Raw genomic sequence first — 17281 nt, forward strand, 5'->3', positions numbered from 1 at the left:
GACAACTACGTACATTGGTGTTCACTATGCAGGAATACGTCGAGCGGGTTACGGAGGGCGAGAATCTGACGCAAGCAGACGCTCGAGCGGCCTCTACGTCCGTCTTCGAAGACGCAACGGAGGCACAGATCGGCGCGCTACTGGCCGCACTACGGGCGAAAGGCGAAACGGAAGCCGAAATCGCCGGCTTCGCACAAGGTATGCGCGAGGCCGCCCGGACGATTACCCCTGATCGTGAGCCACTGGTCGACACTTGCGGGACGGGTGGGGACGACTACGATACGATCAACGTCTCCACGACGAGCGCAATCGTCACCGCCGGCGCTGGCGTCCCCGTCGCCAAACACGGTAACTACTCGGTCTCTTCTTCCTCTGGAAGCGCGGACGTCCTCGAGGAAGTCGGCGTCTCGGTCGAAGCCGAACCGCCCGCTGTCGAGGACGCCATCGAACGCGACGGCATCGGCTTCATGCTCGCGCCGGTGTTCCACCCCGCGATGAAAGCCGTCATCGGCCCGCGAAAGGAACTCGGCATGCGAACGATCTTCAACGTCCTCGGGCCCCTGACCAACCCCGCCGGGGCGGACGCCCAGGTCGTCGGCGTCTACGATCCCGACCTCGTTCCGATTCTCGCGGACGCCCTCTCTCGGATGGCCGTCGAGCGGGCGCTCGTCGTCCACGGCGCGGGCACCGACGAAATCGCGATTCACGGCGAAACCATCGCCGCGGAAGTCGATGGATCCGACGTCGAACAGTACTCCCTCGAGCCAGCCGACCTCGGACTCGAGTCCCACGACATCGAAGCCATTTCGGGCGGCTCTCCCGAGGAAAACGCGGCAGCCATGCGCGGAATCGTCGAGGGGGAGGTTACGGGCGCAAAGCGAGACGTCATCCTCGCGAACGCGGGGGCGGCGATTTACATCGCCGGCGAAGCCAACTCGCTCGAGGCCGGCGTCGACGTCGCCCGGGACGCGATCGACTCCGGGGGCGCAGCCCGGAAACTCGCCCAACTCTGTGAGGGAGCGACGACGCGGGTACAGCAATGACGCGCGTCAAAATCTGTGGACTGACGACGACGGACGACCTCGAGATGGCCATCGCGGCTGGAGCCGACGCGGTCGGCATCATCTGTGACGTTCCCGTCGACACGCCCCGGGAGGTCTCCCGCGTACGGGCCCGGGAGCTAGTCGAGGCCGCGCCGCCGTTCGTCACGACCGTCCTCGTGACGATGCCGGAAGGGCCGGATCAGGCGATCGAACTGGTCGACGCCATCGAACCGGACGCGCTCCAATTCCACGGCTCGATCGGCGTAGGTGACCTTTCGTACGTGCGCGCGAAGGTCGACTCTCAGCTTCTCCTCGCCGTCGACGCAGACGACGCCCAGACGGCTCATACGTACGACGATGTCGTCGACGGCTTGCTCGTCGATACGCCCGGCGAAGACGGCGGTGGCGGCACCGGGACCACGCACGATTGGGCCCGAACCCGCAAAGCCACCGACGGCCTCGAGTCACCGGTGATCCTCGCCGGCGGATTGACGCCCGAGAACGTCCCGGACGCGATTTCGACGGTCGAGCCGTTTGCCGTCGATGTCGCGAGCGGTGTCGAGGAAACTGGCGGCGTCAAGGACCCAACTGCGGTCAGATCGTTCGTCGATCGAGCGAAAGACGCGGGTCGACCAGTACAGCCGTGATTTCTCAGTATGAGTGATACACCCACCTCACCGACACCCGATATCGATCGCGAAACGTTTCGCGAACACGCGAGCGATAGCACCGAACGGCCGGTCGTCGTCCGAACCGTCGTGACGCTCGACGTCGACACGACGCCACTCGCGGCCTACGGTGCCCTCACCGGTCGAACGGCATCGAACGACCGCGAGCGCTCGCCCTACGCGTTCTTACTCGAGAGTGCGGAGAAGACCGCTTCGAGCGATCCCGACGGCGCGTTTCGGCCGAGTTCGGCACAGACTGATCGCCACGCACGGTACTCCTACGTCGGCTACGATCCGGACGCCGTCATCACGGTCGAATCGGACGGAACCGCTGTCGAAGCGTTGTCTCCGAACGCCCCGATGGACCTCATCGAAACGACCGACGACGGTGACACCGTCGATGCTCTTCGCGCCGCACTGCCGGACGTTCGATTCGCGAACGCACCCGAGCACGACCGACAGCACCTCACCGGCGGCCTCGTTGGCTTTCTCGCTTACGACGCAGTCTACGACCTCTGGCTCGAGGACGTCGGTCTCGAGCGTCCCGACTCGCGGTTCCCGGACGCCCAGTTCGTGTTGACGACGAAGACGCTCGCGTTCGACGAACGAAACGGGACCGTCTCGTTGGTCTGTACGCCGATTCTCGAGGCCGACGACGATCCGGACGCCGTCTACGACGACGTGCTCGCCGAAGCCCAAGAAGTTGCAAAGACGATACGCGACGCCGATACGTTGGAGACGAGTGGCTTCACCCGGACGGACGAGGTGGCTGGTCCGAAAGACGCCTACGAGGAGAGCGTCGACCGAGCCAAAGAACACGTCCTCGACGGCGACATCTATCAGGGCGTCGTCTCCCGGACGCGAGAGCTCTACGGCGATGTCGATCCGCTCGGGTTTTACGAGGCGATGCGAGACGTGAACCCCTCGCCGTACATGTACGTACTCGAGCACGACGACCTGACCGTTGTCGGCGCGAGTCCGGAAACGTTGGTCTCCGTCCGCGGGCGCGAGATCATGTCGAATCCCATCGCCGGAACCTGTGACCGGGGAACCGGTCCCGTCGAGGATCGCCGACTCGCCGGCGAGATGCTGGCCGACGAGAAAGAACGCGCCGAGCACACCATGCTGGTCGACCTGGCTCGCAACGACGTTCGACGGGTTGCCGAGGCCGGTTCGGTTCGCGTCGACGAGTTCATGAACGTCCTCAAGTACAGCCACGTCCAGCACATCGAATCGACCGTCACGGGCGAGTTAGCTGGGGATGCTGACGCCTTCGACGCGACCCGCGCGTCGTTCCCCGCCGGAACGCTCTCTGGCGCGCCGAAGATCCGCGCGATGGAAATTATCGACGACCTCGAGGCCGAACCGCGAGGCCTCTACGGTGGCGGCGTCGGCTACTACTCCTGGTGTGGCGACGCCGACTTTGCCATCGTGATCCGAACGGCGACCGTCGAAGACGAAGGAACGCGAGACCGGATCACCGTCCGTGCGGGTGCAGGATTGGTCGCCGACAGTGATCCCGAGGCCGAGTACGTGGAGACTGAGAAAAAGATGGGCGGCGTACTCGCCGCACTCGAGAACATCGAGGAAAGATCGAGCGATAGTGTTGATTCTGACGGCGATGGTGCTGGTGATACTGATGGGAATGATGGGAATGACGGTAATGACGGTAATGGTGGCACCTCCGACAGGCGCGATGGCCACGAGACCGCGGAGGTGAGCCGATGAGCGAGCACGCCAACACTCGAGGCGAGTCGGTGAAGCCGGCTGACGAGAACGCTACTGACGAAGCGGTAACCGTTCTGTTCGTCGATAACTACGACTCGTTCACCTACAACCTCGTCGAGTACGTGAGCCAGCAAGCGGACACCGAGACAGAAGTCGTGAAAAACACCGCCTCGCTCGAGGACATTCGGAACGTCGATCCGGACGCGATCATCATCAGTCCGGGCCCCGGTCACCCGAAGAACGACCGTGATGTTGGCGTCACGATGGCAGTGCTTCGGGAACTCAGTCCCGAGATACCGACACTCGGCGTCTGTCTGGGACTCGAGGCTGCCGTCTACGAGTTCGGCGGTACCGTTGGGCGAGCACCCGCACCGATCCACGGGAAGGCCTCCGCCGTCGAACACGACGGGGAGGGCGTCTTTGCCGGCCTGCCACAGGGCTTTCGTGCCGGGCGCTATCACTCGCTGGTCGCGACGGCGGTACCCGAGTGCTTCGAAATTTCAGCGACCGCTGACCACGATAGCGAGACGCTCGTGATGGGCGTTCGACACCGCGAGTACCCGATCGAAGCCGTCCAGTTCCATCCGGAGAGCGTGCTCACGGCTGCAGGTCACGACGTCATCGAAAATTTCCTCGAGTCGCTTCGGTAGTCCGAGTGCAGATCCGCGGATCGCCGAGTGCTCGATGCCGCAGTAGTGGGCGAGTCGATCGGTGTTGGGGGGTGGAATCAGAACGCGTTCTTATCCGACGTAGCCGACCGTGTAGAGGCCCGCGAGGACCACTGCGGCGACGATTCCGATTCGAATTGCCAGTTTGATCGCGATACGAATAGCGACGATCGCAACGGCCAACGCGACCAGTCCGGCGAGCACGAGCAGGACGGTCGACGACGTTAGTGGTTCGACCATATACACGTTGCTCGGCTACACCGACGTAATCTTTCTGGAAATAGTGACAAAAATCTGGCTGTGACTGTCGACGGGAGGGTGACACTGTCCCGCACGCGACAGTTGGAAAACCCACAGTAGCGGACGGGACAGAGCTGAATTGATCAGCCACCAGTGTGGAGTGTCGCCCTCAACACTACTTTCAGTCCGGTCTGAAAATCGTTAAGACCGTTGACGCCGTAGCTACGCATAGCCCTGATCACGCCCGTTTCAGCGGTCGTGGTCGGACACAACTCGAATAGCGTACAGAGAAATCTATCCAACTCAAATTGCCCTACTACAAGAAAAGTAGGACAACAACACCCGGTTTTAAGATGGACCGATGACTACCGAACCTTCGTCACGAACAATGAAATTCAGGACCCGGACCCACGACAGAATCGCCACCCTGCGGCGGGATTACCGCGAGGTGACCCGCGCATGAGTGAATCGGAACTTTCAGCTGCAGAACTAACGCTCCCGATCAAGCGAACCGAAGGCGACACGCTCGAGGAGCGAATGACCGACAACGCCTACCAGAACATCCTCCCCGCACGTTACCTGCGTAAGGATGCAGACGGCGAACTCGTCGAGACGCAGGAAGATCTCTTCAAGCGTGTCGGGAAGAACATCGCACTTGCTGAGGTCGTCTACGAGGCCGAAAAACGAGACAGCGAAATTATCGTCACGCCGGATCAGCTCAAACCGGACCACCCGCGTCGCGACGAACTCGCCGAGGAGGTCTTTGGAGAGGGCATTTCGGCGGACGAGTACGCCGAAACCGCACTGACCGAGCGCAACGTCAACAAATTCGCCTACGAGACGGTCGTTCCGGAGCTCCCATCGGATATCCGCGAGCACGTCGAGGACGTCGCCGAGACGTTTACCGAAGGCATGGAAACGCTGTCGTTCATGCCGAACTCGCCGACGCTGATGAACGCCGGTGACGAACTCCAACAGCTTTCTGCGTGTTTCGTCATGAGCCCCGACGACGACCTCTCGGACATCCACGAGACCGCGAAGAAGGCCGCGGAGGTCTTCCAGTCCGGCGGCGGTGTCGGATACGGGTTCTGGCAACTGCGACCGTACGGCGATTCAGTGGGTTCGACGGGCGGTATCGCCTCGGGTCCAATCACGTTTATGCGCACGTACGACCAGCTCTGTGAGACCATCGCTCAGGGAGGCACCCGCCGCGGTGCCCAGATGGGGATCATGCGCGTCTCACACCCCGACGTCATCGAATTCATCCACGCCAAGAACAAGGACGTCTCGCTGGCTCACACGCTGCGACTCAACGATCCCGACGACTACACCTACACCACGTTCTCCGAAGCACTCGAGGAAGCTCGCGACCTGATCGACGAGGACGGTCGCGTTCCGAAACACCTCCGCAACGCCGTCGAAGGCCATCTCTCTAACTTCAACATCTCCGTCGGCGTCACGGACGCGTTCATGGAAGCCGTCCAGAACGGCGAGGAGTTCACCTTCACGAATCCGCGTACGGAAGAACCCCACATCGCGACCGAAGAGACGAAGGAGATGTACGGCCGCTACGACCTCGCCGAACACGTCGAGGTCGGCGAACCGTTGTCGATTCCCGCCGAACTCATCTTCGAGCGCATCGTCGAAGGCGCACACGAAAACGGCGAACCCGGCGTCATCTACCTCGAGCGAGTGAACAAACAACACTCCTTCGACGTCGAGGAAGAGCCAGATCACCGTATTCTGGCGACGAATCCGTGTGGCGAGCAGCCACTCGAGGAACACGAGGCCTGCAACCTCGGCCACATCAACCTCTCGACGCTCGCGGCGACGAACGCCCCGGACTGGCGCGTCTGGTCCGAAGAGCACGCGGACGAGTACGACACCCAGGCCGAAGCGGTCGACGCCTTCCTCGAGGAAGCGATCGACGTCTCGGCGTTCAACGAGCGCATCAAGTACGGCACGCGATTCCTCGAGAACGTCGTCACGATGTCCGACTTCCCGGTCGAGGAGATCGAGGAGAAGGTACGGGACATGCGAAAGATCGGTCTCGGCGTCATGGGTCTCGCTCAGCTGTACATTCAGCTTGGCATCAAGTACGGCAGCGAAGAGGGCAACGAGGTCGCCCGCCAGCTGATGACCCACATCAACCACGGCGCGAAGGCGACGAGTCACCAACTCGCGATCGAACGCGGTTCTTTCGCCGACTGGAACGACTCCAAGTACGCCGACCCGACCGCGTATCGCGAGTGGTTCGAACACCAGACCGGCGAGAGTGCAGACGACTGGGACGGCGGCTTCCCGATTCGCAACCACAACGTGACCACCATCGCGCCGACGGGAACCACCTCGATGGTCGGCAACACCACGGGTGGCTGCGAACCGATTTACAACGTCGCCTACTACAAGAACGTCACCGACGACGTGCAAGGCGACGAGATGTTAGTCGAGTTCGACGATTACTTCCTGCGCACCCTTGAGGCGAACGACATCGACGTCGACGCCGTCAAGGAAGAAGCCCAAGAGCAGATGGCGACGAACCAGTTCGACGGTGTCGAAGGGCTCTCCACCGTCCCCGACGCCATCGGTGAACTGTTCGTCATCACGAGTGACCTCTCGGCGAAACAACACGCCGCCGTCCAGTGTGCCTCACAGAATGGCGTCGACTCCGCCATCTCGAAGACGGTCAACGCACCGAACGACTCCACGCTCGAGGACGCAAAAGAGGTCTTCGAGTGGGTCTACGAGAACGGTGGCAAGGGCGTCACCTACTACCGCGACGGCACCCGCTCGAAACAGGTGCTCACTACGCGCGCGGACAACGCCGACTTCGCCGACGAGACCGAAGCGGCCGAGACGCTCGTCGACCAGATCGGCGAAATTTTCGGCGGCCTCGAGGCCTTCCTCGAGAGCGAAGACGTCCAAGCGGTGCTCGAGGAGGACATCGACGAACTCCTCGGCGACAGCCAGGAGTCCGTGCAGGTCGATTTCACCGAGAAACGCGAGCGACCAGACGCGCTCCAGGGCGTCAGCCAGCGCATCGACACCGGTTACGGCAAGGTCTACGTGACGATCAACGAAGATCCCGAGACCGGCCAGCCGTTCGAACTGTTCGCGAACATCGGCCACTCGGGTGGGTTCACGAACTCCTTCACCGAGGCGCTCGCGAAGGTCATCTCGACCTCGCTGCGCTCGGGAGTCGACCCCGAGGAGATCGTCGACGAACTCTGTGGGACTCGCAGTCCAAAGGTTGCCTGGGACAAAGGCGAACAGATTCAGTCGATCCCGGACGCCATCGGCACCGCGATGCGACGCTACCTCGAGAACGAGATCGACAAGCCGTATCCGACTCAGCAGACGCTCGAGGATGCGGCCGACGCCGGTACTGAAGCCGAATTCGACGGCCCACAGACCGACGGCGGCGCTGCCGCCGCGAAGGGTGGATCCGACGCGGACGACGCCACCCAGGACCTCATCGACGCCGGTGAATCGCCGGAGTGTCCCTCCTGTGGGGCGCTCTCGCTGTACTTCTCCGAAGGCTGCAAGACCTGCGAGTCTTGTGGCTGGAGCGAGTGTTGAGGAGCAATAGCAGCGGTTATTGACAATATCGGTTATTTTTGATTTCGACGGAGAACCTGACTCCTGTGTGTAACCACCAGAACTTAGCCGCGACACTCCAATCGAAGTAACATGGTTGCTGGCGAAGAGGGAAACGAACCGAGAGCGGACAAGCCAGCGGTGGGGAGTAACTCGAGCGGTGGGCCGAGATGTCCTCGCTGTGAGAGCGAACTGTTCAAGCGCCACTGCAAGTACGTCTGTCCCCAACACGGCGTCGTGTTCGACTGTGCTGATACGTTCTGGTAGTGAGATAGCGATCCGATCGTTCAGAAATGAGCTGATTAGATTGACCGCTTGCGATCAACAGAAAACCGACGTTAGATAGGTGTAACTAGTTTGAGGTCGTCGCGAGTTCACGTCGCTGAGAGAAATAGTACGCAGCGACGAGAAATCCAGCAGCGGGTGTCACTACACCAAATTCCCACAGCATTGGCCGTTCGACTCCCAATTGCTTTGCATCAATGTGAACGAGAATGGCTAGGAGTGCCTGAGTAATTGCTGTCACGATGAACGCTAAGATAACCACATCATACATATACAGGTGTATTTCATGACTGTATTAAGATATTTACAATTTCCCCCACTCGCCATAGAACAAATCGAGTTCTGTTCATAGACGGCTGGGTTTCGTTTCACCAGAATACTTCCAATTCTGTCCAGAACATTGTTTGAACTTCTTTTGGTCTAAGCCGCTGTACTCTCGAATAGAATAGTGACAGGAGTGAATGTCGTCTCAAATGAATGGGAAATATCGACCCGTACAAGGAACCGAGAACGTCTTCACGGTATTCTGTGATTTGCTGATTGACGACGGGTCGATATGACACTAGCCGCGTTGAGGACGGTCTGAACCCACTATGCTACCGATCTGTCGGCTTCCCGTCAGGTCGAGTCCGAAGTCGTCTCTGGACGAACCGATAGATCGGCCCGGCGAGGAGTACCATTGCAGCGAGAATACACGCGACGGTGAGCGTGAGACTGAGTTCTCCGAGGCCGGCAGTCGTGATCGTCGCCGCAGACGATCCGACGACGACCGCAGCGATCGTCCACGGGAGTTCACCAGCAATCGTCCCCAGGATGAACTGGTGGTATTTGACCCCGCTCACCGCTGCAGCACACGTCGAGATGTCGGACGGTATCGGGACGAGTCGCGACGCCACGACACCCCGAATTGGTCCCGCCGTGTCGTAATATCGAGAGACGACCGACCTCGAGCGAACCAGCACACGGTCGCGGAATTCAGAGAAGACCGTCGCAATCGGACCGCTCGGAACGGTCGTTCCTGTGTCGTCGCTCGAGTGGTCGGTCGACGGTCGGTCGGGTGTCGAACCGCCGGCTGACGGATCGCTTTCAGTGCCAGCCACCCAGCGTGCACCGAAGAACACCGGCGTCACCGTAATCGCCACACCGACCAGTGCGACTGGAACCCCGACCGAGATGCCGTACCCGTAGCCAACGACGATTGCGAGGGGTGTCGTCGGCAAGACGAACAGCGGTCGGACGAGGTAGAGTCCGAGCACGAGGAGGCCGAACACCACGGGTTCGGTTGACACCGAATCAGCAGACTCGAGCATCGATGTCGGTGAAGCGAGCACTCCTGCGGTAACGATCGCGATGATGCTGATCGCACCGACGAGCGCGCGAGCGGCCACCGACGACCCGGTCATCGATCGACGTTGTCAGTCGAGTATTGAATCCTTTGTGACTCGTCTTATCTTCCGACGAATCGATCACCAACGTGGGCCACGAGCGACGACACAACGTTTATTCGCGCGGGCACGACATCACAGACCGATTGCCACCGATGGATCGAGACGAACGCGACCCCGTCGCTTCCGTCGACGCCGAGGACGACCGCGTGTCACTCGGATTAGCGCTGCTCCAGCGACTCGAGCACGAGTCACTCGAGTTGCCCAACGTGATCGACCGGATCGAGACGGTGACGACCGATCCTGCCGTCACGCGAACCATCCTCGACGAAGCGGAACTCCGGGGGATCATCGAGCGCGAAGACGGGATCATCCGCCCGAAGAGCCGCCAGTACGTCCGATACGAACAGGACGTCATTACGAAGGAAGGGGATTTCTCGTGCAAACGGTGTGGCACCGGCGTGACGACGGGCTATTTCATCTCACTCGACGCGGGGGAGATTGGGCCGTTTGGCTCTTCGTGCATTCGAAAAGTGACGGGACGAGACGGTTGATCCGCTCCTGAGGAGACGGTCGACTGGATCGCACTGCAGGGTCACTTGCATCACGCTAAAAACCGCAATATCACGGTTATCGGCTCGCACGAAGTTCGGAAATGAGCTGTTCGATCGTCTGCTGTTGGCGCTCGAGAAGCGTGTTCTGTCGATCGACCGCATCCTCGAGTGACTCGACGCGCTCGAGCAATTCGGTGGTTGTCGGGTCGTCGGTTCCGGTCTCAGTTTCGGTTCCGGTTTCGGTTTCAGTGCCAGTACCGGTAGCGGTCGTTTCACTCGTGGAATTGGTGTCGTCCGTGTCCGCAGCGCCGAGGAGCGACGTCGATTCCTCGAGCGGGGCTGTTCGCTGTTCAGTCGCCGCTGATTCGGTGTTCGTCGTGTCGGAGTCGACAGCCGTGGCGCGCTCGTCGACGGGCGGCGAGTCACTCGATACGTCGGCCGTCGACTCCGCTTCGTCGGCGTCTGGTCGCTGGCGGTGGCGCGTTGGGTCTTGCTGTTGGCTCTCCGTTTCGGCCGCGTTCGCTGCTGGTGAATCTGGCTCGGTCGATTGCTGTTGGCGCTGTGTGGACTGGCGAACGTGTTGTGTCTGCTGGGTGCGTTCTTCCTGAGCGGCCTCCGTACTCGTCTCGTCGGCATCGCTTCGAGATTGGTCGTTCGACTGGTCCAGCTCGTGGGCCCGTGCAGCGGTGCTCTTGGCCGTCTCGTGTTCGTCCGGTTCGGGTGGATTTGCACCGAGCGGTTCGACGCTCTCGCCGAAGTCGACCGACGAGGACTGTCGGTCCTGCTCGGCCTCGTCGTCGCCCAGACGCTCGTTGAGTTCCTCGAGCGAGCCGACGTCGTGGTAGGCAAAGAGCGCTCGCTGGAGGCGTTCGCGAAGGTCGTTCGCCTCCTCGTTGGGTGCTTTGATCCGCTGTGGGCGGCCGCCGACGGTGAGGACGATCTGCGTTGCAACGCTACCGTCTTCGAACGACAGGTTCGTCACGTCGCTAAAGTGGTACTCTTCGTAGTCGTCGTCCCATACTGCGCCGCCGATGTGCTTGACGAGTCGATCGCTCGTGATGATCAACGTAAGTTCGCTGAACCGATAGGTCTGTACGACCGTCTCACCGGCGTCGGTGATCCCGTTTCCGTTCAACACACCGGCCAGCACTGGGTGCAAGACCGCCCCAGTTTTTCCCGTTGGGATGGTGAACTCCTTCGTCCCCTCGAGGGGATACTCGAGGGAGAATTTCGTCTTTCGGCGACCTTCAGCGAGTGTGAGTCGGTCTGCGTCGTGGGAGTACTCGGTCGTCGATTCGTCGCTCAAGAGGCCTTCGGAGCTATAGACGAGGGTTTTCGAGGGAGTGACGAACAGTTCGTCTTCGCCGCCGAGGGAGACTCGAGCGGCGATTTCCTCGCCGTCGAGAGTAGATTGGACGATGCCGGGAACGCTCATGCGCGGGTAGTTAGAAAGGCCGTGTGATAAATCCGTGGGTCAACGTTGCACGCTCAGGTCGAATAAGAAGGTTAAAGAAACACACCGCACTACCGATTAGTGAGCCCGGGTGGCTTAGCTGGACATAGCGCCGCACTCATAGGGTTCAGAGATTCGGTGCGGTTTCGCCTTGGAAGCCTCCGTGTCCCACCAGAGGACTGCCGAGCCTCGAACCTGGGACATGCGGAGATCGAGGGTTCGGAGCCCTCCCCGGGCACTGGCTTTCTACACGATGTCACGAACGAGTGAGTAACGAGTCTGAAAGTCAGTGCCAGAACGAGGCGACGAACCCGTCGGTCCTCGATCGTTCTCTACACTCACACTCGAGGGCACGCAAGTGCTTTGCTCTCTCGTCGGTTCGGAGCCCTCCCCAGACGCGCTCAAAAGGACTCGACGCCCGTTCACGATTCAATCGGTTACGAGTATTTTCGAAAGGGGAGGCAGCGTTGGCTCTGTTGAAACCCGCTCCTCCACACGAGTAGCCTCGCTCGCACGACGGCTCACGGCTCGCGGGTGTCCCTGGCGGCGTTGATACTCGGCGGGGAACTGCCCCACACTCGTGAAGGTGGTCACGGTACTCGAGCACCCAGTTAGGGACGCCGGGATGTCGACGATGCACACTCGACGGACTCGACGACGTGCTCTGTTCTGGGTCGAGTGAATGCCGTGGCCCCTCCGTTAGACAGGCGGGTCCCCTGCTCGTGAACGAGTTTCCAGTCGGTGAGAAACTTACAGTATACGTCGTCGTTTTCGATTTGCAGGAAGGTCTCGTCGTTATCGGATAATCCCGGTCCGCTCAGATTCTGGGATCCCGTGAAGACGAGTTTTCTCCGTTCGGTCTTTCCCCTCCCGATGTCGAAATCCGCGTCGATCAGCATGTTCTTCGAATGGACGTTGGGTGGAATTTCGGACCCCGTTCCGTCCGACAGGGAGATATCCGGATATTCGAGTACCGCTGCGCCTGCGGCTCGCAGGTTCGGGCCGACGGTACTCTCCGATTCGTTGAGGATTACCTCGACACGACACTCCTGTTCGATGAGTTCGGCGAGACGGTCGACGACCGTGAGACGATTCGTGTTCCAGATCGAGTTCATGAATCGTATCGTCGTATCTGGGCCCGGGACGACGTTTCTGAGTGCTTCGAGGTGGGTGTCGATGTCTGATCGCGGCGAAAAGTAGACGGTCGCCGAATCGGTTTCTTCAATTCGATTGTAGTCGAGGTCGGTGTTTCCAGCGGCCAACTCGTTCCAGTAGTGTCGGTAGATGTCGTACAGCGTGTCGTCCTCTCGAAACACCACCGACGTATTGTGACGGTACAACTGCTTTCTCGTGAAGTTTGACGTGGACTGCCAGACGACGTTCGACTCCCCCGTCGTCAGTTGCTCTACCAGGAGGAACTTGTTGTGATTATTGTTGTGCCCAATTGCTCCGTCTTCGGTGATCGACACTCGGCTGTCCAGTTGCTCGCGTAACAACTGAGTCGCATCAGCGCCGACGGAGTTGTCGTCGAGTAGAAGGTGGATGTCGACGCCGCGGTCTGCAGCAGCGATACATGCCCTTGCCAGCGGAGGACGCGTAAACGTGAACGTGGTGAGATGGACCGCAGTTCCCGGAACAGCCTGTATGAGCAAGTCGCGTACCGTCCGCTCGTGTACGTCGTCGGATGCACCGACTGTTGGATAACTAAAGATCGGCTCGATTGGAGCGGATCGATCGTCCCTCGACGCCTCCAAGTGCTGGTTAGATCCGAGTGTGAGAGAACCCATCGTTCCCACCGAACCGAGCACCGTGAGAACGGATCGTCTGGTCGCGTTCACGAGTTCGTATGCTTGGTATTGTCTCCCATTAGTAGGCGTTTGCAACTGCCCCCGACACGGACCGGTAGGCTCACGATACAGGTCGAGACGAGGTGAAATCAGGGGAACGGCGACGGTGGCAAGTTACCATATGCGCTCGTCAGTACGAGCCTGAGAAGAGTGTGACCGTACCATCGAGGTGCCCGCGGTCACCCCATCGGAAGAGCCCATTCGTTCGCTGGTCCCCCTTTAGTCGATTCGAACCCGACTCCCCATCGTGACCATCTCCGCGAAACACGATAATCGAACGAACTGATTAGATTTTCGAGTCGAGTCGATCCCCTGTGACGGACACTACTGTCGGGATCTGTAAGCCGCGAGAATTTGGGCGCGATACCACCTCCACGGGAACTCGCCCAGCGAGTGTACGATTGCCCTCGAGCGAATCCAGTCTCACCTCGATTCACAACAGGTGGGATACATCAGCGAGCGGATTCTTCCAGACGATACGACAGTTGCAGCGGGCGTGGAATCAAAGTCGGAGGTAGATCGATCACCGTCGGTGAATCGGAATACACCCACTGAACGGCTAACACACTCACAGATTCCGGGGACTCTCATCGTCGAGGAGAGCACCTCGAGACCGAGTGCGTTATACACGCAGATTCCTGAAGACGTATGTGGCCCCCGCCGAATCGAACGTCCCCGTTCAGCCCGAACCGTTAGAGAGTCACAGCTACCGTATTACCGTCGACGATGGACGCGAGTCGTTTTACGCGCTCAGCATCGAAGACGCCTCCAGTGACGACGCGTGGCTCATGTCCGATACTGCCGTCGCCCTCGATAGCATGCAGTAACTCGCTGTGGGAGACTCGAGTCATCCCCCGGAGAGCTAAGCGTCAGTTGGTCCCACCCAGGCGTCAGTTCGTCCCACCCACCCTGTGAACGTCGAATCGGACGAACATCGGATCAGGGACAGTCGAATCAGTCCCATTATCATATTCGATTCTTGAAAATACCTATATAGCTGCGCCCCACATATCATATTATTGTTATAAAAATTGCCGAAAGAACGCAAATCAATCTCGCAGTAGGCGACGAGCAAAAGGAGAAATGAACCCTCTCAGACCAAAAGCAAACCACGCAATTTTCAATCAAACCAGCGACACCCACATATATCAGTTTCCCGTATTCTCATGTAGGACGACATGGGGAGAAACACCGGGGCTGTGAATTACGCAGTTGGATCAGCATCCGGCAATCCAATCAATATGTATATTCACGGAGGAGCGGTTCTAAGCTTCTTCACATTTTTGTTTGGACTTGCATCTACTGGGAATTTTGATCAGGCTATGGGTTTCTTGTTCGACTTCTATTTAGCTAAGCTACTACCATGGCCACTGGACGAGGCGTATCTGGCTCAGACTCTCACGGAGTTCTTCTATTCACATGCTATCACAATTGGAGTCGGGATTGCCTCTGCTTCGAGTCGCTGGTGGGCCTCTTATTAATAAAAATCTGCTTTGTTGGGATTCACAGTAGATGATATATTGGCCTCCCTCACGGTAAGTACAGTATACACACATACCGTTCAACTCACCGGACTCTTCGCTTCATGTCAAGCACGGCCCGCAATCATACAGAGTATCTGTGTAGTCTTTCGCAATTGTTATCAGACTATTGAATGAATTCATTTCTTGATGGCAGAAACTTTCATCCGAAAGCAAAAAATTCGTCCCGGTAAGACTGAGCGTCTCCGTGAATGGATTGCAGAGATGGTGGATGAAACCGAAGCTGACAGCAAAGGGGTTCAGGACATCTGGGAAGCCGAAAGCCTCCATACAATTTCGTTGTTCATCGAACACACCGAAGATGGAGACTACTTCGTCTGGTACCTCGAAGCAGAATCAATGGAGCAACTCGTCAACGCTCGGCATGCCTCGACACACCCGCTGCACGATGTTGAAGACGCGATGATGGAGGAGGTTTTGGAAAACCCGGATGAGGCCGGTGATTTCGAACCCCTACTCCACGGTGTGAGTCCCGAACGCTCGAGCGACTTCGTCGTTCAGCAGTACGCTGATGAATCTTGATGACACGCACTGTGCAAGATGCACAGTGCTAGGGGAATCTATCGTAACTGGTAGATCGATCGGCGGTCAGTTCGCATCTGTAGTGTGCGTGTTTTCATATTAAAACGGGGCTAAAAGTAGTCCAGAGATGTCAATGGACCTAATGTTTCGTCAAATCTGAGCTATATCTAAAACTGGTGTGCCTGAGACTTCTTAAGCTCAAAACTATCGCGTATTTTAAAAAGCGTACTACTCTTGAATGCCTTAGACTCTAATAGGTGTATGCGGGATCTTCTCAGGGGGCGTAGTCACTTCCGTCATTGAATCTGGACCTTCCATATCTCACATGGACTTCCGCTCCTCAGCATCGCATCTGTTTCCACCGATACATCGCTTCCCCATCACCGAATCGTCTCGAGCAATTGATATTGATAGCATTTGATCTCTCGAGCGCAGAGATTTTGGAGAGGGATACTCGCTTGACTTTCCCTAACCCTGCGCCTCGAAGACCTTGCTCCTCGCGGGTGTGAGTTCTTCGATAGAATCTTTTGGGAGAACGCCGTAGATTAGTCTGAATTGGACCTGTATCTTCTTGAAGTCTTCAAGAACTGGACATCCAAATCAGTCCCTTTTTACGCGATGGCGGGGAATTCAGGGGCATGAGCTTCGACGAAGACGACCGCGTCGTCCTGCACGACGAGCACAGCGAGTTCGACGGAGAGACCGGCACCATCACCCAGACGATGGAGTCGATGTTCGGCGACGTCACGTACACGATCAGCTTCGAAGACGGTCAGGAAACCGGGGTTCCCGAAGACGCCCTCGAGGAAGCTGACGAAGAGGACGACGACGCCGAAGACGTCGACGACGAATAACCGACTACCTGGCGTCTCGAGAGACGCAGAATTCACACAACTTACCGAGATCAGATGCCACAGATCCCGCTTCATTACGTCGATATTCGCACGTTCTGTTACGCCACTGAGGACGAGAAACGCGTCGATGAGGCACTCCGAACGTTCCTCCCCGAAGAGTTCGAAATCCAGCGTGCAGAGAGTGAGGGCCACTACGGCGACCGCATTCTCGTCCTCTCGGCTCGCCTCGAGCGAGCGGACGACGTCCGACACGCCCTCTCGAGATTAGCCGACCTCGAGTCCTTCGAGACGCTGATCGACGAACTCGACGAGCGGGTCACCGACAACACGGAACTGTTCTTGCGCCTCGACAAGCAGGCCGCGTTCGAAGGGGACGTCCGTCTGGGCGATGGCATCACCGTCCGCGCCAAGGTGGAAGCCTATCCCGCGAAGAAAGCACAGGCCGTCGAGAACGCCGAAGAAGTGCTCGAGCGGCTTCGAGACGAATAGTCGCTGTCTCGAAACGGCCGTTAGCGATTTCGTCGAGGTTTTTTACGGTTATTACGGAGACGACCGTCTCGGATGCGGACTACCGGAGCCGACGGTAGATCCGCAAAAGCACCGATGCCGCCGTCCCGACGCCCGGAACTCTCGAGGAGAGTGCGGCCGCAGCGAGTAACAACAGTCCGGTTTTCCGTCGTCCCTTCGCGATCTCGACGGTGGCGTCGATCGCCGTCGTGATGACGCTCGCATTTTTCAGTCGATTCAGTCGGTCGGATTGCGTCTGAGTCGAAGCCATGGCGGTTCGAGCCAACGGAGACGAACGGAAAACGCTCGATGCTTGCAGCCGTCGGGTTCCACCGGATGACGACGGTTCAGTGAGTGAGCAGAGACTGCGATCGGCCCCCGGTCAGTAG

General features: G+C 58.9%; 17 protein-coding genes and 1 tRNA gene. 13 read left to right on the forward strand and 5 right to left on the reverse strand.

The genetic code is table 11. The annotated features are described in order from the left end of the window. Positions 1-26 precede the first annotated feature (26 nt). From trpD to trpG, 4 genes are read left to right on the forward strand one after another with little or no spacing between them, the layout of a single operon-like run. Positions 27-1043 (forward strand): anthranilate phosphoribosyltransferase, encoded by a 1017-nt coding sequence (gene trpD / locus BLW62_RS08155; protein ID WP_090506615.1) that lies wholly within the window; start codon positions 27-29, stop codon positions 1041-1043. Continuing rightward, positions 1040-1690, forward strand: a complete 651-nt coding sequence (locus tag BLW62_RS08160; protein ID WP_090506616.1) for a phosphoribosylanthranilate isomerase — start codon at positions 1040-1042, stop codon at positions 1688-1690. Before trpD ends, BLW62_RS08160 begins: the two co-directional genes overlap by 4 nt. Positions 1691-1699: 9 nt before the next feature. Then, positions 1700-3439, forward strand: a complete 1740-nt coding sequence (trpE, locus tag BLW62_RS08165) for an anthranilate synthase component I (RefSeq protein WP_090506617.1) — start codon at positions 1700-1702, stop codon at positions 3437-3439. Then, a complete protein-coding gene (trpG, locus tag BLW62_RS08170) occupies positions 3436-4089 on the forward strand; it encodes an anthranilate synthase component II (protein WP_090506618.1) in 654 nt (217 codons plus the stop codon). The genes trpE and trpG overlap by 4 nt, the downstream gene beginning before the upstream one ends. A gap of 90 nt (positions 4090-4179) precedes the next feature. Here the strand turns inward: trpG and BLW62_RS18620 are convergent, their stop codons facing one another. Further along, the gene (locus BLW62_RS18620; RefSeq protein WP_175459711.1) at positions 4180-4347 is read right to left on the reverse strand and encodes a DUF8029 family protein; all 168 of its coding nucleotides are present in this window, start codon (positions 4345-4347) and stop codon (positions 4180-4182) included. A 459-nt stretch (positions 4348-4806) separates the two neighbouring features. On the opposite strand from BLW62_RS18620, the gene BLW62_RS08175 reads away from it, so the two are divergent. Further along, positions 4807-7926 carry an adenosylcobalamin-dependent ribonucleoside-diphosphate reductase gene (locus BLW62_RS08175; RefSeq protein ID WP_090506619.1) on the forward strand — a complete coding sequence of 1040 codons (3120 nt, stop codon included), beginning with the start codon at positions 4807-4809 and terminating at the stop codon, positions 7924-7926. Between the two features lie 111 nt (positions 7927-8037). Further along, positions 8038-8211, forward strand: coding sequence for an HVO_2523 family zinc finger protein (locus tag BLW62_RS18625; protein ID WP_175459700.1), 174 nt, complete (start codon positions 8038-8040; stop codon positions 8209-8211). A 614-nt stretch (positions 8212-8825) separates the two neighbouring features. On the opposite strand, the gene BLW62_RS08180 is transcribed toward BLW62_RS18625, so the two are convergent. Next, positions 8826-9632, reverse strand: a complete 807-nt coding sequence (locus BLW62_RS08180) for a TVP38/TMEM64 family protein (RefSeq protein ID WP_090506620.1) — start codon at positions 9630-9632, stop codon at positions 8826-8828. A gap of 137 nt (positions 9633-9769) precedes the next feature. On the opposite strand from BLW62_RS08180, the gene BLW62_RS08185 reads away from it, so the two are divergent. Continuing rightward, the gene (locus BLW62_RS08185; RefSeq protein ID WP_090507541.1) at positions 9770-10168 is read left to right on the forward strand and encodes a DUF5830 family protein; all 399 of its coding nucleotides are present in this window, start codon (positions 9770-9772) and stop codon (positions 10166-10168) included. A gap of 76 nt (positions 10169-10244) precedes the next feature. Here the strand turns inward: BLW62_RS08185 and BLW62_RS08190 are convergent, their stop codons facing one another. Further along, positions 10245-11603, reverse strand: coding sequence for a DUF7115 domain-containing protein (locus tag BLW62_RS08190; protein ID WP_090506621.1), 1359 nt, complete (start codon positions 11601-11603; stop codon positions 10245-10247). A 103-nt stretch (positions 11604-11706) separates the two neighbouring features. On the opposite strand from BLW62_RS08190, the gene BLW62_RS18630 reads away from it, so the two are divergent. Continuing rightward, positions 11707-11859: transfer RNA gene (locus BLW62_RS18630), tRNA-Met, on the forward strand. 373 nt (positions 11860-12232) lie between these two features. Here BLW62_RS18630 and BLW62_RS08195 read toward each other — a convergent pair. After that, entirely contained in the window at positions 12233-13408 is a 1176-nt protein-coding gene (locus tag BLW62_RS08195) for a phospholipase D-like domain-containing protein (RefSeq protein WP_139305386.1), read from the reverse strand. A 710-nt stretch (positions 13409-14118) separates the two neighbouring features. On the opposite strand from BLW62_RS08195, the gene BLW62_RS18635 reads away from it, so the two are divergent. The 5 genes from BLW62_RS18635 (at position 14119) to BLW62_RS08210 (ending at position 16874) form a co-directional block, all read left to right on the forward strand. Further along, on the forward strand, positions 14119-14295 hold the full coding sequence (locus BLW62_RS18635) for a hypothetical protein (protein WP_168170933.1): 177 nt from the start codon (positions 14119-14121) through the stop codon (positions 14293-14295). Positions 14296-14646: 351 nt separating this feature from the next. Further along, positions 14647-14949, forward strand: a complete 303-nt coding sequence (locus BLW62_RS18285; protein ID WP_139305387.1) for a hypothetical protein — start codon at positions 14647-14649, stop codon at positions 14947-14949. Between the two features lie 189 nt (positions 14950-15138). Beyond that, positions 15139-15531 (forward strand): DUF6176 family protein, encoded by a 393-nt coding sequence (locus BLW62_RS08200; protein WP_139305388.1) that lies wholly within the window; start codon positions 15139-15141, stop codon positions 15529-15531. A 638-nt stretch (positions 15532-16169) separates the two neighbouring features. Beyond that, entirely contained in the window at positions 16170-16385 is a 216-nt protein-coding gene (locus tag BLW62_RS08205) for a DUF1918 domain-containing protein (protein ID WP_090506624.1), read from the forward strand. A 54-nt stretch (positions 16386-16439) separates the two neighbouring features. Continuing rightward, positions 16440-16874, forward strand: coding sequence for an RNA-binding protein (locus BLW62_RS08210; protein WP_090506625.1), 435 nt, complete (start codon positions 16440-16442; stop codon positions 16872-16874). Between the two features lie 79 nt (positions 16875-16953). Here the strand turns inward: BLW62_RS08210 and BLW62_RS08215 are convergent, their stop codons facing one another. Beyond that, a complete protein-coding gene (locus BLW62_RS08215) occupies positions 16954-17163 on the reverse strand; it encodes a hypothetical protein (RefSeq protein ID WP_090506626.1) in 210 nt (69 codons plus the stop codon). Between the last annotated feature and the right edge of the window lie 118 nt (positions 17164-17281).

The sequence above is a fragment of the Natronorubrum sediminis genome (assembly GCF_900108095.1).
Lineage (GTDB): Archaea > Halobacteriota > Halobacteria > Halobacteriales > Natrialbaceae > Natronorubrum > Natronorubrum sediminis.